The organism is Geomicrobium sp. JSM 1781026, assembly GCF_041949955.1.
Lineage (GTDB): Bacteria > Bacillota > Bacilli > Bacillales > Marinococcaceae > Geomicrobium_A.
Genome location: NZ_JBHFQF010000009.1, coordinates 50,482 through 69,892 on the forward strand (window position 1 = coordinate 50,482; position 19,411 = coordinate 69,892).

Annotated in this window: 17 protein-coding genes; 8 read left to right on the forward strand and 9 right to left on the reverse strand. The window is 42.0% G+C overall.

From position 1 onward, the window contains the following. Nucleotides 1-11 precede the first annotated feature (11 nt). The 6 genes from ACE1TF_RS15745 to ACE1TF_RS15770 all read right to left on the reverse strand — a co-directional run bounded on the left by ACE1TF_RS15745 (nucleotide 12) and on the right by ACE1TF_RS15770 (nucleotide 7,600). A complete protein-coding gene (locus ACE1TF_RS15745) occupies nucleotides 12-950 on the reverse strand; it encodes a carbon-nitrogen hydrolase family protein (RefSeq protein ID WP_375018175.1) in 939 nt (312 codons plus the stop codon). Continuing rightward, entirely contained in the window at nucleotides 947-2,473 is a 1,527-nt protein-coding gene (locus ACE1TF_RS15750; protein WP_375018177.1) for a sodium:solute symporter family protein, read from the reverse strand. Before ACE1TF_RS15750 ends, ACE1TF_RS15745 begins: the two co-directional genes overlap by 4 nt. Then, nucleotides 2,473-2,715, reverse strand: coding sequence for a hypothetical protein (locus ACE1TF_RS15755; protein ID WP_375018179.1), 243 nt, complete (start codon nucleotides 2,713-2,715; stop codon nucleotides 2,473-2,475). The genes ACE1TF_RS15750 and ACE1TF_RS15755 overlap by 1 nt, the downstream gene beginning before the upstream one ends. Nucleotides 2,716-2,873: 158 nt before the next feature. Beyond that, nucleotides 2,874-4,202 carry an AAA-type ATPase lid domain-containing protein gene (locus ACE1TF_RS15760; RefSeq protein WP_375018181.1) on the reverse strand — a complete coding sequence of 443 codons (1,329 nt, stop codon included), beginning with the start codon at nucleotides 4,200-4,202 and terminating at the stop codon, nucleotides 2,874-2,876. Between the two features lie 160 nt (nucleotides 4,203-4,362). Further along, entirely contained in the window at nucleotides 4,363-6,831 is a 2,469-nt protein-coding gene (locus ACE1TF_RS15765) for an ABC transporter permease (protein WP_375018182.1), read from the reverse strand. A 1-nt stretch (nucleotide 6,832) separates the two neighbouring features. Continuing rightward, nucleotides 6,833-7,600 (reverse strand): ABC transporter ATP-binding protein, encoded by a 768-nt coding sequence (locus ACE1TF_RS15770; RefSeq protein WP_375018184.1) that lies wholly within the window; start codon nucleotides 7,598-7,600, stop codon nucleotides 6,833-6,835. Nucleotides 7,601-7,851: 251 nt separating this feature from the next. On the opposite strand from ACE1TF_RS15770, the gene ACE1TF_RS15775 reads away from it, so the two are divergent. The 8 genes from ACE1TF_RS15775 to ACE1TF_RS15810 all read left to right on the forward strand — a co-directional run bounded on the left by ACE1TF_RS15775 (nucleotide 7,852) and on the right by ACE1TF_RS15810 (nucleotide 17,633). Continuing rightward, nucleotides 7,852-10,428 (forward strand): beta strand repeat-containing protein, encoded by a 2,577-nt coding sequence (locus ACE1TF_RS15775; protein WP_375018186.1) that lies wholly within the window; start codon nucleotides 7,852-7,854, stop codon nucleotides 10,426-10,428. Nucleotides 10,429-10,559: 131 nt separating this feature from the next. After that, a complete protein-coding gene (locus ACE1TF_RS15780; RefSeq protein ID WP_375018188.1) occupies nucleotides 10,560-12,050 on the forward strand; it encodes a spore germination protein in 1,491 nt (496 codons plus the stop codon). A 9-nt stretch (nucleotides 12,051-12,059) separates the two neighbouring features. Continuing rightward, the gene (locus tag ACE1TF_RS15785) at nucleotides 12,060-13,100 is read left to right on the forward strand and encodes a GerAB/ArcD/ProY family transporter (RefSeq protein ID WP_375018190.1); all 1,041 of its coding nucleotides are present in this window, start codon (nucleotides 12,060-12,062) and stop codon (nucleotides 13,098-13,100) included. Beyond that, nucleotides 13,097-14,176 (forward strand): Ger(x)C family spore germination protein, encoded by a 1,080-nt coding sequence (locus ACE1TF_RS15790; protein ID WP_375018192.1) that lies wholly within the window; start codon nucleotides 13,097-13,099, stop codon nucleotides 14,174-14,176. Before ACE1TF_RS15785 ends, ACE1TF_RS15790 begins: the two co-directional genes overlap by 4 nt. An 83-nt stretch (nucleotides 14,177-14,259) precedes the next feature. Continuing rightward, a complete protein-coding gene (locus ACE1TF_RS15795) occupies nucleotides 14,260-14,976 on the forward strand; it encodes a dihydropteridine reductase (protein ID WP_375018194.1) in 717 nt (238 codons plus the stop codon). A 74-nt stretch (nucleotides 14,977-15,050) separates the two neighbouring features. Further along, nucleotides 15,051-15,752 carry a GNAT family N-acetyltransferase gene (locus ACE1TF_RS15800; RefSeq protein ID WP_375018196.1) on the forward strand — a complete coding sequence of 234 codons (702 nt, stop codon included), beginning with the start codon at nucleotides 15,051-15,053 and terminating at the stop codon, nucleotides 15,750-15,752. Nucleotides 15,753-15,811: 59 nt separating this feature from the next. Next, nucleotides 15,812-17,074 (forward strand): MFS transporter, encoded by a 1,263-nt coding sequence (locus ACE1TF_RS15805; protein WP_375018198.1) that lies wholly within the window; start codon nucleotides 15,812-15,814, stop codon nucleotides 17,072-17,074. A 43-nt stretch (nucleotides 17,075-17,117) separates the two neighbouring features. Next, entirely contained in the window at nucleotides 17,118-17,633 is a 516-nt protein-coding gene (locus ACE1TF_RS15810; RefSeq protein WP_375018200.1) for a hypothetical protein, read from the forward strand. 512 nt (nucleotides 17,634-18,145) lie between these two features. Here ACE1TF_RS15810 and ACE1TF_RS15815 read toward each other — a convergent pair. From ACE1TF_RS15815 to ACE1TF_RS15825, 3 genes are read right to left on the reverse strand one after another with little or no spacing between them, the layout of a single operon-like run. Next, the gene (locus ACE1TF_RS15815) at nucleotides 18,146-18,793 is read right to left on the reverse strand and encodes a hypothetical protein (RefSeq protein WP_375018202.1); all 648 of its coding nucleotides are present in this window, start codon (nucleotides 18,791-18,793) and stop codon (nucleotides 18,146-18,148) included. Beyond that, nucleotides 18,790-18,993 carry a hypothetical protein gene (locus tag ACE1TF_RS15820; RefSeq protein ID WP_375018204.1) on the reverse strand — a complete coding sequence of 68 codons (204 nt, stop codon included), beginning with the start codon at nucleotides 18,991-18,993 and terminating at the stop codon, nucleotides 18,790-18,792. The genes ACE1TF_RS15815 and ACE1TF_RS15820 overlap by 4 nt, the downstream gene beginning before the upstream one ends. Then, on the reverse strand, nucleotides 18,977-19,411 hold the full coding sequence (locus tag ACE1TF_RS15825; protein ID WP_375018206.1) for a hypothetical protein: 435 nt from the start codon (nucleotides 19,409-19,411) through the stop codon (nucleotides 18,977-18,979). The genes ACE1TF_RS15820 and ACE1TF_RS15825 overlap by 17 nt, the downstream gene beginning before the upstream one ends.

Consider the following 19,411-nt stretch of genomic DNA (forward strand, 5'->3'; position numbering starts at 1 on the left):
GCGTGTATTTTTTAATGTTTCTTTTTTTCTTTATCGATGATGAGCTGCAACCCTTCTGGATAAGCATCTTTTCCAGTCGTATCAATAGAAGCTTTTCGCTTCGGGATAAGGCTCAAGTCTAGATCTGCATAAAGGATCCCTTCTTCGTCATATAACGGACCTGCGATATAGTTGCCACTTGGATCAATGATGGCGGATCCGCCAAAGTAGTGCCAGCTGGCATTGTTAATGTCTGCTTTGCTCGCTTCATGTTCAGGCACATAAAACGATGAGGCGATAACAAAGCATTGTCCTTCTAAGGCGTATGCCTTGCTTGCTGTTTCAATGACCCCTTTGTTATTTCTCCCATTTTCAAATGCCGGCCACCCTGGCCACGATGCACAATGAATTTGTTCTCCTTGTGAAATGAGTGCATATTTTAACAAAGGTTGTAAGTGTTCGTAACAGATGAGGCCGCCAACACGCCCAACAGGGGTGTCAACTACTTCTAATGTGCTTGAATCTGCACGGGTATGAAATAATTTTTCTCGATTTGATGGGAACAGTTTCCGATGCACGTGCCAAATTTCTCCATCGCTACCGATCGTAACGAGCGAGTTGTATAAAGTAGATGTATGATTTGAAACGGTTTCGTTCACACCAATTACAGTAATTATACCGGTTTCTTTGGCCGCTTCTTGTAAGGGCAACAAATCCCCTGCTTCAATGTTGACAGCTTCTAGAGTAAAGCGGGCAAGGTCTTCTTCCCAGTCACTTGGCTCATCAAAATCGATCGTCCAGTTTGGATAAGCGGGGATAAAACACTCAGGGAATACGATAATTTCTGTTTGTTCTTTTTGCGCTTCTTTCATATACTTGATCGTTTTCTTTATCGTTTCACTCTTATTAAAAGGAAAAACAGGCGATAGTTGTACGGCAGCGGCTCTCACTGTCTTGTATGATAGCTTCATGAATGGACACCTCTTTTTTGTAATGGCTGCTTTTGATCTTGTTTTGATGCGTCTTCTCCATACAGTGCTTGTTTTAAACCGTCGTGAAATTCATGTTGAATCGGTGTTGTTTCTTCCTTGGACAACAAACTGCCAACAACGAGGACGAGACTCGCTATAATAATTCCTGCCGTTCCTGGTCCGATGTTAAACGGCATATCAATGAGATACACGATGACTAACGTCAACTCTCCCACAATAATGCTCCAAAATGCCGCCTTCGCTTTTGCCCGGCGCCATACGAGTGGTCCCATGACTGCAGGAACGAGTTGAATCGAGATGGCATAGCCTAATGAAGCGAGTGGCACGAGAAATCCTTGAGCAAACGGGAAAAGGGCGACAATTACAATTAGACCGGTAAGACCAAGAACAGTGCCGCGCCCGATCCATGTCTTCTTTTTGACAGAAAGGTTTGGATTAATAAACCGAGCATAAATATCTGTAATGATAAGGCTCGCTGATGATAACAGTTGGCTGTTTACGGTTGAAATAGCTGCAGCTACAATAGCCGCGATGACAATGGAACCAAAAATAGGTGCTGCATCTGCAAAGAATAGCGGAATAATTTGGTCACTGTTCTCTGTCGTGACGTTCGGAACAAGCCCTGGAGTGTGGGCGAGCATCCCGATGAACAACGCACACATCGCCATTAGCCACGAGTTCCAAAATGGAGTCACCATTGCCGTTCGTGCTAATGTAATTGGCGAAGACGCGGAATAGAACTTTTGCCACATATGTGGCATTACCCAAAACGCAAGGCCTAGACCGAGTGCTAGCTCTATGATTCCAAAGATATTGCCTTGATTAACAAGGACTTCAGGTATAACATCTTCTAGATTTTGAAAAGCTGAAAATCCACCTGAACCATAGATAAATGTGATCGCAATTCCTAGAAGCGTGAACCCGAAGAAAAATCCCATAAACGTATCTCCCCAAGCTGCACCTCGCCCCCCACTTAACGTTACAATCAGGCCAACGAACACTCCCATGATGAGTACGCCTACCCAATACGGGATATCCCCCATCGTTAAGCTTGATAATGAACTAGCACCACCAGTCACTTGAATAAGCATGACAGGAATGAGGCCAAGCATTCCAAAAATGGCGACGACAATCCGGATTTTCGGATCACCATAATACTTCTCCATCAGATCTCCTGGCGTAATAAAGTTATAACGGTTGCCTAAGTACCAAATCCTTGCACCAAATAACCAAATAAAAATTGCATGAACAATCGCCCAAGCTGCGAAACCAATAAACCAGGTGCCATCTCTATAGAAGTTGCCTACAGCACCGAGCAGCGTCCACGTACTAAAAAAACTTGCACCCGTTGTCATCACCATAACGATCGAACCAAGACCACGGTTAGCAAGGTAAAAATCATCAGGCGTGGACACGTTTGAGCGCGAAGCAACGATGCTAATAATAAGGATAATGCTAAGAAAAATCGTAAGGATAATGATTGTACCTAGTGACGAACCCATTAGTCAGCTCCTCCTGCCTTTGCCTTTTCCATTCGCCTAGCAAAAGGAACAAAATAATTACGATAGATCACCCAAATCACAAGAGTGTTTATTACATTTAATAACAACACCCACGCCATTGGCAGCGGGAACGGTCCTACCCAATCGAGTGTATTTAAGATATTAAAGTTTGGTAGAAACGTTAAAGCATAGACGACAAAAAAGATAACAATGATGAGATGGTGTGTTTTTTTAAACGTCATAACCAGCTCCTTTACTTTGATGATTACAACTATCAGAATAGTCATAATCGAATGAGGTAGCAAGATAAGGACACGAAAAAACTATGCGAATTTGCATAGCTTCAAAACAGACCTCGTATACAATAAGTTTTTAATTATGCATTTATGCATAATTACGATTAAAGATTATACTTCACTCGCTTTCTGCTCACATTAGATTGATGAATACCGAGAGCTTGAGCCATTTGCACCGTCGATGGATATTCTAATTTTGCCATATGCAACAGTTGCTTCTCCATGCTTTCTAATGCTTCTTTTAGCGTCGTTAATTTTTTTACATACACCGGTTCTTCATTCGTTTCCATGCTAAATACCATTGAGAGTTGATTTGTATCAATCACGTCTTCTTCTGTTAGAACAACAAATTTCTCAATCGCATTCTCAAGTTCTTCAACATTGCCTGGCCAAGAATGGTGCATAAGCTCCTGTATCATCTTAGGACCAATCCGTTTAGTATCAGCATATTGCTCATTGAATTGCACCAAAAATTGTTGAATAAGAGGTGGAATATCTTCTTTTCGATCACGGAGTGGGGGCACAGAAATGTGAATAATACTTACTCTTTGATACAGTTGTTCATTGAACGTCCCTTCCAAAACGAGAGCTCGCAAATCCATTTTTGTCGTTGAAATGATGCTTGGCGCATGATGGTTTGAATGCTTTGACTGGTGACGTATCTCATCTAGTAAATGAAGAATTTCCTCTTGTTCTTCAGCCGTTGCATGATCTATGTTTTCTAATAGAATCGTTTCAGATGAACTTGCTTCCTGGCGTTTTTGGACGACGTAACGCAATTCACTTACCGACAATCGATAGCAAGGAAAAACGTGTATATGATCTTTCGTGCTTGTACGAATCTCATGAATATACGATGACAATACTGATTTACCTGTCCCAGATTCCCCACTAATGAGTACAGGTGAGTGACTCAATGACGCGCGTTTTGTAAGATTTAGCACTGCTTTCATTGATTTAGAACGAGCGACGATCCATTGTTCAATGCCTTGATTTCTGCGCGCAAGCTGAAGTTCATATTTGTAATCATTCATCAACTGCTTTGCTTCTGATAGCTCATTCTGCAAATTACTGACCTCTGTGATATCACGAGCAATATTCACAATACGAACCATTGCATGATGATCATCGAAGATCGGAACACCAATAATGATTAACCTGCGTCCCGTCGAAGTAACTTGCATTGATGTAACCTTCTCTTCTTTTTCAATAACGAGTCGAACAACAGAAGGACGAAAAACTCCCTCTCCTTCTAAGTCGTATACATTTCTTCCAATTAATTGTTCAGGTGTATATCCCCAAATCTTTTGAGATGCATTGCTCACCCGTATTGTATTTCCTTTTGCATCTGCAACAAAAATAACATCATACGTATGTTCAAAAATTGCTTGAATATCAAGCTCGAGATCGGTGGCTTGTTGTGATTCCTTCACATTCATCTCTCCATTTCAAATACAAATCCAACGTATTATAAGACTTTATGCTGGCTTTTCTTTGGGAATCGTGTAACAAGAAAAGGTGTTGACCATGAGTATCTACCCTCTTTATTCAATAATCATTTTTTTTACATCATAGACTTAGAATTTCTTACTACTATTTGTTATAACGCTGCATTTCAATCAATATGTTTCTTGAAGCTAGTCTCTTTCCATATACAATAAACACAAGCAAGGCTAGCACATAAACAATAAAAACCATAATCAACGTAATTTGATACGAGAGTGTAAGGCCAGAGGAATCGATTAAACTGAAGATTAACATTGCGGCCGTACCACTTAGCACACCTAAGCCTGTCCCAAAGCTTATATAAAGAATAACTTGAGTCAAGATGACAATTAAAATGCCTTTAGGTGTAAGAGAAATCGTTCTAAGTATGGCAAACTCTCGACGCTTTGACTGAATATTGTTGATTAATGTATTAAACACTCCTAACAACACACTGAACAACATAATTGAAGTTGCTCCAATGAATAATGACCACCTTTGCCACAACATTTCTTCAGCTAGCTCTACTGAACGGTCAAGCCGATTGATTTGCAACTCTGGGTAGCTGTCTGTTAATTCTGTTAACGTTTGAACAGTTTCATCGATATTGTTAGTACTAACAAATGCCCGATCGAATAATGGTTCGTGTTGTTCAGCAAGACCGCTACGCCCATCAACGATGACTTCAAAGCTACGAATAAACAAAGGAAACTCTTCCATAATTGAGGTTACTTGCAGTTCACCAGAAATGTTAGGCTGATTTTCTGCATAAAGTGAAAGAAGTAATTCATCGCCTACTTCTATACCATTTTTATCTGCCAATTCGCTTGTAATGATGACTTGATCGTTACTAGTAGAGTCTTCTATATCAAGAATCCCTTGACCCTGCATACTCTGAATATCAGCCATAGAATAATTCATAGGGATTGTGTGATTAATTGTACCCACATGATCTTCACTTTGCGTACTGAAACCTGAAACCGTGGGCATTCGTTCGCCAACTCGTTGTAATTCGTAGCGATCAATACTTGAAAACTCATCTGCCCTACTCGTTATAACAATCTCTGTTGGGTGTTGTTGCTCTAGATAACGAACTTCGTTTTGCTGAATTGTAGCATAAAGGCTCGATCCTATAATGACAACGATAAATAACATGCTAATGATAAAAATAATGAAGACGTTTGTTCTCATCTGAGGGATGACATTTTTTATAGCTACAAATGAAGCATTACTAATAAAAGCTTGAATGAAAGGTAATATACGTAGTAAAAACTTCTCAACATACATTAGAAATAATATGTGTATTGCAATGAGCAGTAGTATGGCTCCAAGTAGAACTCCGGTGTCTAAAGAAATGTACGATGAAGCAAGCACAATTACTATACTTCCTATGAACATTAACCAAATTACTTTTGATCGGACATGTATACGTTGAATCGCTTGCTTTTCATTCGCTTGGATGATGTTTAATGGTAGTGTCCGACTGCTTCGGTACGCGGGAATGAGCATGAATACTTGAATGATGATCCCACATATCGCCCCGTAAGATAACGCTACCAAATGATTAAATGACTCATTGGCGAGCTCTAACCTAATGATGTCTCCAACCCAATTACTCAGTAACGTGTAGCTAAGATAAGAGAGAACGTAACCACTAATCACACCGGCACTATTTAGCAAACTGCTTTGCAAAAAGATAATGATAAACGTCTGTTTCGTACTCCCACCTATCGCACGCATAATCGCCAGCTGATGTTTATATTTATAAAGATAGACTTCAAAGTTTGCGATTATGAATAATGAAGCAATAATTAATACTAAAAATGATAACACCAAAATGAACTGGGAAAGCAAACTAACGTTTTCACTCATTGCTGGATCTTCTTCTGCTATATCTATACGTAAATCTTCCTCAATGTCTGTAATTTGTTGCACCATTTCGTAAGTTCCTGCATCTTCATGTAGTTCTAGGAGTACATAAGTTGCTTCAAGACTGTCATTACTATTATCTAGGTTTAATTGTTTCACACTACTTCTACTCAATAATACATAGTCGTTAACCAAACCAGCAAATTCAAAATCTGGAATGATTTCCACCACATTAAAATGTACATTTTCGACCTCAACGACGTCCCCTACGTTTACACCAAGTGCATTTGCTAGAGAGTAGTTAAGTATCATTTCGTCTTCTTCAAGGGATTCAGTGAATTGGTAACGGCTTTTTACGAGATCATCATTATCAACTCCAATTGTATAGATATGGGTTCTTAAATCATTAGCATACAAGTCAGAAATAAGTACTGGAGAGTAGCTAACAACTTCTTCATGCGCAGTCAACTGACTTAATAAATCTGCATTAATATACTGACCATCATGCAACTCATAACCAACAGACAAATCCATATAACCATAAAGATCCTCAATTTCCGACACGATCGCTTCTTGAGAACTAGAAGACAAGACAGCCATTGACATGATTAATGATACGGATAGTGCAATACTAATAATGGAAGTTAAAACGATGCCTGTATTTTTACGAAAGAACTTTAGCGCAACACCGAATATAGAGAACACCACGCTATAACTCCACTATGTGCTTAAATTTCTCTAATATGTGCAGCATATTATCGGTATCATCGTTCATTACATAAGTATCAACAATTTGTCCATCATGAAAAAACAATACTCGATCAGCAAAAGTAGCTACGTAAGGATCATGTGTTACAAGGATCATACTTTGAATCAATTGCTCCTCTTTCATAGACGTTAATACACGTAATATTTCCTTGGACGTATTAAAGTCTAAATTGCCAGTTAATTCATCAGCTAATAACACTGGTGGCGAAGTGATAAGGGCTCTTGCAATCGCTACACGCTGCTGTTGCCCTCCAGACAATTCATACGGTTGGTGATTCGCCCATTTCTCCAAACCTACCAATTTGACGATGCACTGAACTTCCACCTGAATCGTTGCTTTACTTTCCCCGTTTAAAATTAATGGCAGCGCAATGTTTTCTTCAACGGATAAGTCTTTTAAAAGATTAAATGATTGAAAGATAAATCCTATATTTTTTCTACGATAATCTGTAGCGTAAGGCTCTTTAAAGCGATGCGTAGATGGTTTCCCATTTATACTAATTTCTCCTTCTGTAGGTTGATCCATTGCACCTAAAATATTTAGTAGCGTACTTTTTCCAGAACCGCTTGTGCCCATGATGGCAACAAGCTCCCCTTTATACAAATTAAACGTAACATTCTTTAGGGCTTTCACATCGTTTGAGTGCATGCGATACGTCTTGGAAAGCCCCTGAACTCCTAAAACGATTTCTTGATTGACTTCAGTCATCAAGCAACCTCATCTCCTTTTATGTATTTGTCCATCTTATAAATACATAATTTTTTCAATATATAAAATATTATTGAGTTAGTCGGATTATTTCTTTAGTTATATCAGTTTCGGCACGGATTTACAATTAACATTAGAAATCATTCCTAACTATTGCTGACGACATTTCCATATTTGTCCCCCGCCATTTAACCACTCATCAGCGCTTGTCCAGGCATAAACTGTTACAACACAAATAATGGGGTGAGGGGATGGCTTCAAATCAAACGGAACTTTTGCAAGAGCTGAGTGTGCAAACGAATCCGATTATCATTGAGAACAGCTTTACCATTAGTCAAACGATTACCATCACTTATGGTGTCACCTTCGTAAGTGGAGTGGGTGGGCCTTATACATTAACTCGCGCACTTACATTTTCCGATTATATGTTCAATATTGTATTAAACGGATCCATGCAAGTGATTGATCTAATTTTAGATGGGGATGCAGCGAATCATCCGATTACAGACACAACAAATCGGAGCTTAATTGCAGTTACTGGCGGATCTTTATTTTTAGAATCAGGGTCGATCTTAACGAACAACAATGCCTTTTTAGAAGGTGGTGGCGTTTATTTAAGGGGAAATCCTGCTTTTGTTAACACGCTCGTCATGAGAGGAGATGCTCGCATTACGGGCTGCTATACTCGTGTAACGGGCGGCGGCATTATGGCTGCACTTCGAAATAATGGGGATTCTGTCACGATTGCTGAAAATGCCCTCATCGATTCAAACCAAGCACAATTTGGTGGTGGCGTTTATTTTCGATCTTACGTACAAGGTGTTGGTGGAAATTTAACGATCGGTGATAACGTTCAGATTGCAGCGAACTCCGCCGTTGCAAATGGCGGGGGGATTTATGTATCCAACTTCATTACTGGCAACACCGTCCCTATTTCATTGACCATCACGGGAAATGCGTTGATAGATCAAAATACAGCGAATAACGGTGCGGGTCTTTACCTTTTTGCTACAAACAGTAATGATGCGTATATTCAAACGGGTACACCTTCGATTACAAACAACACAGCTGGCAATAACGGGGCGGCTGGATTTTTGAATTTCTTAGCGCCAAGTCAAGCAAATGTAACAATTACAGGTGGGACAGTCACCGATAACACAGCGAATTTCGCCGCTGGTGGTTTTCAAGTCTCTTCAGCTGGAGGAGGAACGTGTGACCTTTCCAATGTCATTTTCTCAGGAAACACCGCAGGCGCATCACAAGCGGGGGGATTCCTATATTCAGATAGTTCAACCAATCCTTCAAACATCGCGATTAATGCGGTTACATTCCAAGGTAATTCGGCGGGCACTAACGGTGGTGGAGCGATTATTAACGGCGGTCCCGGCCCGCTAAACGTTACGGTTCTAAACAGTCTGTTCACGGATAATATTGCAGGAGCCGCAGGAAGCGGAGGCGGATTAACGATTACGAATGTCTCAGGTGGCTCAACGACTGAAGTTATTGGAACGCAGTTTTCAAACAATACGGCCGGCGTGGATGGCGGCGGTTTGTTCTTCGGTCAAGGTGCAAACGGCAATGATACGTTTGCCATTGAATCTTCTACGATTACGAACAACACAGCGACAATTGATGGTGGAGGGATTCACTTTTCTGCAGGCGGGGGCGTGTTGAATGCAAGCATTTCCAACACGAACGTTTCCGACAACATTTCTACGAACGGAAATGGCGGAGGCATCTGGGCGAGTGATCCAAATGCAAATGTGACGTTGAACGGTAGCACGACCGTTGCTGGCAATACGACCATTAACGGAAATGGCGGGGGCGTTTATTTCAACGCCACAACAGGTACGCTGCTCGTCACAGGTCCAGTTGTCATTGAAGAGAATGCGGCGAACAATAACCTCCAACTGGCTGCGAATAATGGTGGCGGCATCGCTGTAGTCGCAGGTACGGCTATTATTGAGGATTCTACGCAGATTCGCAACAATTTAGCAGGTAGATTAGGCGGCGGTATATTCATTGGGAACGGGGCTAGTGCTACCGGAACTGGCGGTACGATTTCCGGAAATGAAGCTGGTCTCTCCGGGGGTGCCATCTATACGAGTACAGGTGGAATTCTAACATTGTCAAACGCTACGGTCATCGGTGTTCCGGTTCCGAATGTTGCGCCGATTGGTCCTGGAATATTTAATGGTGGAACGTTTAATGTAAGTGGCGTGCAAAGCATCACAAACGGACTTTACATTCCAACTGCTGATAATGTTGCACAAATTCAAGGACCGCTCGCCGGCTCAGTGATTCAATTAGATAACACACCGTACGTCGTGACAAATCCACAAGGTATACCGGTCACGGTCGCTGTCGCAACACCGGGATACCCATTGCTCAGCCAAAGTGATGCAGATGCTTTCTTAAAGCCAGTCGTTGGTTTTGACGGTTGGGAAGTTCGACTAAATGCAGACCGGACTGCGGTTGAAATTGCACCTGTCGTGTATACGATTACGTATTTGAACTTACAAGGCGGCCAAAGCAATAATCCGTCGACGTATACCGTCTTAGATTTGCCGATTGTGTTAAACGATCCTGACCCAATACCAGGGCTCACTTTTATCGGTTGGCAAGATGAGTTTGGCAACTTCATTACTGTTATTCCTGAAGGAACAACTGGAAATCTCGTGCTGACTGCTGTATTCCAGCAAATTAACCCTCCAGTGCCACCTGGTCCTGTTGTAACAGGCGATCAAATCATTAATCAGTCCATTCAAATTCCTTGTGGTTGTTTCGATTTCTGTTCATGTAAAGAAAAAGAAGACGAGTGCAAATAACTTCCGTCCGGCCCGAAGAGCATCATCATTGCTCTGGCCGGATTTTTTTGAATAGACTTCTCATGCTTACATAAACTACACACACAACCAAGCTTTTCCTATTCCCATTCGTAAAGTCGGTGTCACATATGTTGCTAAAGAGAAAATATCAGACGAACAGCCGCTCTACTTCCCAATCACCGAAGACAACCATCGAACAGCTCCATCGTTCTGCTGACTTTGTGACAGATGAATTGACGGCGACCAACCCGTTTCGCATTCATTATTACAAAACACTCGTCAATCAAATATCCATACATAATATCGTTTTACGCTACCTTAAGAACCAAGACATGCGCACACTGGACGAAGCGCAGGAATTGTTGCCCGTGGAGGGGATTAAAAAGCTCAGGTTCCAAGATTCTGTTCAAGATGAATTGTTACGCGGCAACCTTATTGTTGTGGAAAAGAACGATCCACAAACGATCTTATCCATTCCACTAAGAAAAACTGAACAGCGTTCCGTGGAGATTACGGAAAACGAATTTACGGTATTGGGGCCGAAGGAAGCCTTTATTGAAGCGTTGGATGTGAACATCAACCTCATCCGCAAGCAGTTTCATAACACCCATCTCATCATTCGCGAACAGACGGTTGGAAGTGAAGGAAAAAATACGGCCGCCATCATATACGTCGAAACGATTGCTTCTAAACAGAACGTAAACACGATGATTCAACGCCTCGAAGATTTGAGCTTTGATGAGCCGATTGATGTTTCACAACTCGGGCACCTCGTCTCTGACAATCCGAACTCCCCTTTTGCTCAGCTACTCGGAACAGAGCGACCTGATCGGGTTTTAGCTGCACTGAATGAAGGAAAAGTCGTCACTATGCTTGATGGCTCTCCAATGGCACTTATTGGTCCGACAAACTTGTATGAGTTCTTTTCTTCACCTGACGATAATTACGTGTTATGGCCTGTAGGTTCTTTTATTCGGATGATGAGAATCTTCGGTGTCTTGTTCTCTGTAATTTCGACTTCTTTATACATTGCCATAACGACTTATCATCATGAACTCATTCCTAATGATTTGTTAACGACGATGATTTCATCAAGAATCGAAGTCCCCTACCCACCTATAGTGGAAGTGTTATTTCTGGAGATTACGATTGAATTGCTTCGCGAAGGCGGTGCACGGTTACCGAATCGGATTGGGCAAACGATCGGTATTGTCGGGGGGATTGTCATCGGAACAGCTGTTGTTGAAGCTTCTCTTGCGAGCAGTGTTCTCCTCATTATCGTATCGTTAACCGCACTCGCATCGTTTACAACGCCTACATATCAGATGGGAAATACGATCCGTCTTATTCGATTTCCCTTTATTCTTTTCTCACAATGGTTAGGGTTTCTAGGAATTTCAATTTGTTCATTATTATTCCTCGTGCATCTCTTGAATCTCAAATCATTAGGAAATCCATATATGGCCCCAATCTATCCGTTCAGGTGGCGTGATTTACGTAACAGCTTAGCGGTCTTACCAGTCCGTATGCAAAACATGCGGCCGAGTTTTTTAAGACCGCAAAAAACAAAGCGATTTTCACCCAGGCCGTTAAACCATCAATCCGAGGACATTGAAGAATAAGGTGACACAATGATTTCCAAACAACTCTCCCCATTTTTTTCATTTTTTATCGTAGCTGTCGTCCAAATTGGAGTCGGTATATTTACGTATACGAGAGAGATTGCTGCGATTACAGGAAATGATGGCTGGATTTCTATCCTACTCGCAGGCGTAATCACTCACTTTATTTTATGGTTGATGTACCGAATGCTTCGCCACGAGAATACGCTCACATCCATTCACGAACACGCCTTTCACAAATTCGGGAAAGTTGTTGATTTGTTTTTTATTCTCTATTTCACGGCGCTCGTCATCGCCCTCACGACAACGTATGTAGAGATTGTGCGCGTCTGGTTATTCCCAGGTCTTGATCAATGGGTACTCATCATTATCATTATGGGTCTCGTATATTTATTTACCAATTCTGGACTGAGAACGATTGTTGGCGTTTGCGTGATCGCCTTTTTCTTAATTATTCCTTTGTTGTTGTTTTCACATTACCCTTCTGGGATGCTGCAAACGGGGAGCCTCTTCCCGATATTCAACCATACCGTCCTTGAGGTCTTGCAAGGCGCCAAGAAAATGACGTTTCAACTGTTAGGCATTGAAGTGCTGCTCGTCGCCTATCCGTTTTTAAAAGATGGACAAGCTTCCCATCGCTATGCACAGTGGGGTCTCGCATTTAACATTGTGCTTTACGTGTTCATCTACGCGATCACATACCTCATATTTCATAAACATCATTTGGTTGAAATTGTGTGGCCTACCCTTTCGGTATGGCGAATGGAATACTTAGGCATTTCCCTTTGGTTAATCATATTGTTACCGACAATGAGCCTATATTTATGGTCCAGTAGCTATATCGCCAAACAATCCTTCCCCATTCGTCAACGACCGGCCCTGCGTATTCTTATCGTCATTTCCATAGTAACTGCCTCTTTTTTTCAGAGGGAAGTCGACATTCTACAGCTCAGCCGCGTGTTAAGCACCGTTGGTTTTTCTACGCTTTATTTGTATATTCCTTTGCTGTTCATCTGGACAACCGCAAAGCGAAAGTGGGGATCGGTTTGATAAAAAAATGGTTACTGCTGCTCGTCACCGTCTTACTCGTCAGTTGTAGTCCTGAACAAACAAAAATTGAAGACATTCAATACTTACAAGCACTAGGTCATGACTTGTATGACGGTAAACTCGAAACGACAGGAATTACGACAGTCATCATGCCGATGGATGAAGTCATACCTGAAAGCGAGAGCCTTGTTACCGAGTACGAGCATCTCGAAGCCCTCTATTCTGGGTTTCAATCAGAATCATCCCGAATTGTGGACACGAGCCGGACGAGTTTGCAATTGTTTAACGATGAGGTCGCGCAAGCAGGCGTTTTTCAAATTGCAGATAACACACAGAGAAATCCAATGATCGAGCAAGATATGCACCTCGCTGTTACGGAAGGTTCAACACGTGACATTCTTGAGTTTAATTACCCATTCCATACGACACCAGAAAAATACCTCGTTGACCTTATCGAACGAAATGAAGAGATTCAACTTCCAAAGAGCAACTTGCATGAATTCTTATACCGTTATTATGCGGAAGGAGCTGAGCCGTTTTTGCCGTTCATCGAAAAGCAAGGTGACCGTGTAGAAGTCGTTGGTCTTGCACTGTTTAAAGGAGACGAACACAAGCAAACGCTTTCGATGGATCAAACGAAATATTTTCGGCAACTGTTCGAAAAAACAGCAGGCGGCAACCTAAGTGTTCCGTTCAACAATGATCGGAAAGTGACATTGATTGATCTTGAAACGAAACCTGATTTGAAAATTGAGCCGGTCGGAGACCACGATTTCCACGTCACCATTAATGTTGTGATTTATGCGTCCTTACGTGAAACAACAAACGTGGATGCCAATGAATACGAAAACGTCCAACAGATCGAACGCCTGACCGAAGAATTGGCAGAAACGGAGATGAACAGCATCGTCAGCTTTCTTCAAGATGAAAATATTGATGCAATCGGCATTGGAGAAATTGCGAGTTATCATATTCGTGGGCTCGATATTCAACAGTGGGAAACCGACCATTTCCAAGAAGCCGACATTCATGTAAACGTCGATGTGTCTCTAGAAGATACGGGCGCCGTCATGTAGATTCGACTCTCTCCCTTGAGAATTATTCTCAATTAGTATATAGTGAAGGTACTTACACTTTTGCTTGATTGGGAGGAACCGATATGCAAATCTATTGGACGAAGATTAATAAAATTATTGACGAGTCACCTGAGGTGAAAACGTACATGCTCGACTGCCCAGAAGGATTCACATGGGAAGAAGGCGCGCACACTCACCTGGCATTTGAAGGGTTTAATGCTGGGGAGAAACCAAACCGCAGCCTCATCCGCCACATGTCGATTAGCACATTGCCACATGAGAATTCCATTGGCATTACGACGCGTATAAAAGAACAGTGCTCAGAATTTAAGACGATATTAAGAAACCTAGACATTGGCGATGAAGTGGCCTTATTCAAGACCCATTCCAACGTCCCATTGAAAAGAGAAGATAAGAATATTTACTTGCTATCGTCTGGTGTCGGTCTAGCCACATTCCGACCGCTCGTCCTTGATTATTTAGAGCGTGCGGACAATGTAAATCAAATTCATTCTTTAAACATTGACTCCTCAAAAGAGTACCTCTTCACAACGATGTTTGCATCCGCACCCGAGAAAAAGTTCACCGTCCAGTTTGTCGATAACCGAGGGGACTATTATGAAGAAGTCCGCAAACTCTCCGCAGACAAAAACGGTCTTTTCTACATCGTTGGTAGCGATGAGTTTCTCGTTCACAACATAGATGTACTTCGTAACGAAGGCATTCAACCAGAACAAATGATGCTCGACAAGCACGAGCAAAAAATGGCGGAGTTCTTATCCACGAACGTATCCATCTAAGACACTTGCACAATCCAACAACCGTTGGATTGTGTTTTTATTTTCGCTATACTCATAAGAAAAGGGCTGATTCGATGGACGAGAATACGAATGAATTTAATCAACCTGTAGGGAAACCCTTTCCGAATTGGAAAGAGAGTGCCATCCCTACTGAAATGAAGTACATCGGTCGATACACGATCGTTACGAGATTGAGTCTTGCCTACACTAAGGAACTATACGACGCTTTTTCGCAGTCTCATCCGAGCCATTGGACGTACCTTTCCGAGGAGCGTCCGAATCATTTTAGCGATTTTGAACATTTGATGGAAAAGAAAATTGCATGCAACATCCACATTTATTATGTGGTCATCAACAAATTAACCGAGAAACCCGTCGGGATTTTTAGCTTGCTTAGAATCGATCCCCGTAACGGCGTCATCGAAGTCGGTAACATCCATTTTTCAGATTCCCTCAAAAAGACAGCAATGGCAACTGAAGCCCACGCGCTACTCGCCGAATACATATTTGAAGAGCTCGGATACCGCCGCTACGAATGGAAGTGCGACTCCTTAAATGCCCCGTCGATCCATAGCGCAAAACGCCTTGGCTTTACATACGAAGGAACATTTAGAAACGCTGTTATCTACAAAAACCGCTCAAGAGACACAAGCTGGTTCTCTATGCTATTGGAAGAATGGCCAGACCGAAAACAAGCCTTCCACCGTTGGCTCTCTCCTGCTAACTTTGATAATAAAGGAGAGCAAATCGAACGGTTGGAGACGTTTCGGTATTAGGGAGGGGCTAGGCAAGATCATTGAAACACTCCGAGAGAGCTTGGTAAGAGGTGGATCGAATGAGACAGTTACTACCGAATAAAAATTTTAGATATCTATGGATGCATAATAGCTCCTTGTTATTGAATCTTAGATTTCGTGAAATCGTCATCCCTTTAATTGTTCTTGCCCTAACCACATCGCCTGTAATGACAAGCTTGGTTGCTATGTCCCAACGACTTGCAACCGTTTTATTCGCAATTCCATTCGGGACATGGGTTGAGACCAAAAATAAAATTAGAATATCTGCGACAAGCCACATTCTGTATGCAGCGTGTATCTTCTTACTTGCCTATTTAATTTCAAGCAACCAAGTGACTCTTGCTAGTCTAATTCTGCTACTATTTATGATGGGTGCATTAGAAGTTGTGAGTACAACCGTTGTACAGGTGGTCGTTCCTAGAGTTGTTGGTCGAACGAATTTATTACAAGCAAATACAGCGTTAGAAGCTGGTGATGCATTAGTTACACTAGTCGGTCCTGCCCTTGGGGGATTTATTCTTGCACAGTATGGTCATAGCGTTACGTTATACGTGTGTGGAATTCTTTCACTATTGAGTATGCTCCTTATCTCCTTTGTGAAATATCAGAAATTTGAGCAAACAGAAGTGATACAAGAAACAAAAAACAAAACTCAAGACTTCATTATAAGATCTATAGCAGGCATTAAGTATCTAACTGCTAACATGCAACAAAAAATATCAATTATATTTGCTTGTTCACTGGGATTCACGACTGTATATATTACACTAGTGATCCTTTATCATGCTAGAATTTCTCTCGGTTTTTCGGAAGAATATATCGGAATCATCTTGGCTAGTGCAGGCATCGGAAATATTCTCGGTATCTTGATTATTCCTTACCTTCGACGTAGCAATTGGATCTTTTTATTATGTACACTTTCCCTATGTTCTGCAGCCGGCATCCTTCTAATGATGTCGGATCAATTCATTATCATATGTATTGGTATGATTGTTTTTGATGGTGCCCTTTCCATGGGTTTTATCGTTCAACTTTCTGCTCAACAAGGCATCACGGAAGACCATTTTCTATCAAGAATACGTAGTGCTACTTATGTGCTTGGAGGAATTGTTGCTATCGTTGCTACTTTTTTATCTGGAGCTCTAACAGAATGGATATCCTCCTATTTTGCACTGAGCTTTGGGGCACTTGTAATTGCAATTCCAGGAGTACTTTTATTGTTTTATTGCAAACACGGCACTCCTATGAATAAAGTAAATCCGATAACTCTTGAACACCGTTCTTCAACAACGTCAACGTAACATTCCCCACCTTCTAACGACTGTACGAGTAGGAGGGGTTAACATGCGACGAAATCTTGTACTCATGTGTGCGCCGGTCATTTTCCTGTTCATGGCTTGTGATGAGCAGGAAAACACAAATGATGAGACGATAGACGATGGTTTACCTACTGACATGCCTGATGACTTTGCTTTCTCATTGGCTTATGGTTATGAGAAAGCAAACGAAATCAATACGTATGAAAATACGTACACAAAAGATTTAGCAGACTACGGCGATATTACAATAGACTTTGAGCTTACTGATGAAGAGATGAACTTTGTTTATGAACAACTCCAACAAGCGGATATACTGAATACACCCGGTTATGTTGCAGAAAATCCTTGTGTAGAGCCGTATATGGAGAATTCAATATCGATAACCGTAAATGATGAAACGTTCGTACGAGAATGGCCGTCTTCCAATTGTGATTCGAACGATGAGCGATTGGGCATGGCAGTCCATACGATTCACTTGGAAGTCGTTGAGCCGCGGGAAGAATACCAAGAACTGCCTGACCCTGTTGGCGGATACGATTAATTTTTGACATGGGATGAACCCCACACTAGTAAAAGAGCTCACTGATTCGCTTGCTACTAATAGTAAATTTCATTTAGACCTTTTTCGTGATGACTAAAAAATAACGATCCGCTTCTATATCTTATCCGTTAACACAAACGATGTTGAGTTTGAATTGGGTAGTGATTCGCTATGATGGGATTTTCTAAAACTCGCTAGCGTACTCGGCTGAAATTTTACCATGGGTCATTCTATGGTGAAATTTCTCGTTTCTATGGGAAGATTTTCAACAATACGCCTCGTAAAATAAGGAGAAACTTACCACAGAACCATCTATGGTAAGTTTCTCCTCCCATGCCCGCGCCAATGCTCAGGTCAAGAAAGCGGTATGTCTATGATGGAATAATATTCGTTCACAACGCTAGATGCTGCTAAAATCCCCACATAGAACGGATTAGATGTCACGTTAACGAGGAACTTAGAGCGTGAGACGCTATTTATTCGTCAACATTCCCACAACATACAAAGACGCATCAGCTTCTAGACCCGAGCGAAAAGAGATGGCTGGCTGAGTAGATCACATCAATGACGACGACAATGAGCCACACAGAAGAGATGGCGAAAACCGTTTCTGACGCATACGGAGACTGTTCATAGTCCCCTGCCGAAAACCATTCACCGATGTCTCTGAGCGATTCACCCCAACTTGAGACCGGCACAGGACCTTGCGACCAAAAGAATACTTGCACACTAAGAAAAATAAGGACGTGCACTGACGTAACGAGAAAATCTTTTCGTCTGATCTGACGAGGATCTCGCTGTTTCCTCATATGTTCCCGGTCTCGTGGTGTTAATAAGTCTTGGCCACGAAGCTGGCCAATCTTCTTACGCATCCAACGATCGAGGCGACGGAAGTCACTAATGCCAAACGTACACGCATACAGCACGAAGATGGTGATGATGATTGTGAATGGAGACACTTCTCCTGTCTCACGGTAAACGACAAGTGCGAGCACCGCTTGAAACAATGTCATTCCGATAAATGTGATAAGGAAGAGTATGCTCGCATTTTTTCTTTGCCACAAATAACGAAGCGCCCCAAACAAAAGAAGCGATAACCAACTCGAGATTTCGGCAATAATAAACCATTCCCACTGATAACTGACGAGTATAGAACTCACAGCTGTTGCTTCTCGTTTCTAACGAGTTGTAAGGTAAACAGTGCTCCCCAAATGGAAACGAACACGTAAAAACTTCGTTGGAGCAACCCACCGATTAACGGAAAGAACACGGTTAATGCCATACCAATAAAACAGAGAATGAGCAAACTAAAGAAAACCCAATTTAGCGTCTTGCCCGCGCGTTCACGTCTCGCATACATCGGCTAGTATGATCGGCACTAGAAACATCGCCAACGCCGGCAGTGTGTGCGCAGTAAAATGAATATCCGCAGGAATGAGTCCAGAGAGGACCGCCCCAACTGAAAATACGACCCATAACCGAAATGCCGCCGGCACACGTGAGAACTGGTGAATAATAAATCCCCCGACGAAATAAGCCATTCCAGAAATAACAAATAGCGTATTTACGATTAGGTAATGAGGAGAACAGATCATATAGCTTGCCATAGGGTAAGCATTTTCTTCGCATACCGTCACCCCAAGATCACTCATTGGTTGCATCCTAAAATCGTAAGGCACAGGTGAGGCGGCGATAGCAAATGGTTCGTAGAGAATCGGAAGTAATGAAGCCACCCACGCCACCACACCGACCCACAGTAATTGTTGTCGTCGCTTCAC

What these genes read in the sequence shown, in the direction of transcription:
- ACE1TF_RS15785 (WP_375018190.1), top strand. Translation starts at nt 12,060, where the DNA reads ATGATTTCCAAACAACTCTCCCCATTTTTTTCATTTTTTATCGTAGCT.
- ACE1TF_RS15805 (WP_375018198.1), top strand. Translation starts at nt 15,812, where the DNA reads ATGAGACAGTTACTACCGAATAAAAATTTTAGATATCTATGGATGCAT.
- ACE1TF_RS15745 (WP_375018175.1), bottom strand. Translation starts at nt 950, where the DNA reads ATGAAGCTATCATACAAGACAGTGAGAGCCGCTGCCGTACAACTATCG.
- ACE1TF_RS15750 (WP_375018177.1), bottom strand. Translation starts at nt 2,473, where the DNA reads ATGGGTTCGTCACTAGGTACAATCATTATCCTTACGATTTTTCTTAGC.
- ACE1TF_RS15770 (WP_375018184.1), bottom strand. Translation starts at nt 7,600, where the DNA reads ATGACTGAAGTCAATCAAGAAATCGTTTTAGGAGTTCAGGGGCTTTCC.
- ACE1TF_RS15820 (WP_375018204.1), bottom strand. Translation starts at nt 18,993, where the DNA reads ATGTATGCGAGACGTGAACGCGCGGGCAAGACGCTAAATTGGGTTTTC.
- ACE1TF_RS15810 (WP_375018200.1), top strand. Translation starts at nt 17,118, where the DNA reads ATGCGACGAAATCTTGTACTCATGTGTGCGCCGGTCATTTTCCTGTTC.
- ACE1TF_RS15755 (WP_375018179.1), bottom strand. Translation starts at nt 2,715, where the DNA reads ATGACGTTTAAAAAAACACACCATCTCATCATTGTTATCTTTTTTGTC.
- ACE1TF_RS15795 (WP_375018194.1), top strand. Translation starts at nt 14,260, where the DNA reads ATGCAAATCTATTGGACGAAGATTAATAAAATTATTGACGAGTCACCT.
- ACE1TF_RS15775 (WP_375018186.1), top strand. Translation starts at nt 7,852, where the DNA reads ATGGCTTCAAATCAAACGGAACTTTTGCAAGAGCTGAGTGTGCAAACG.
- ACE1TF_RS15800 (WP_375018196.1), top strand. Translation starts at nt 15,051, where the DNA reads ATGGACGAGAATACGAATGAATTTAATCAACCTGTAGGGAAACCCTTT.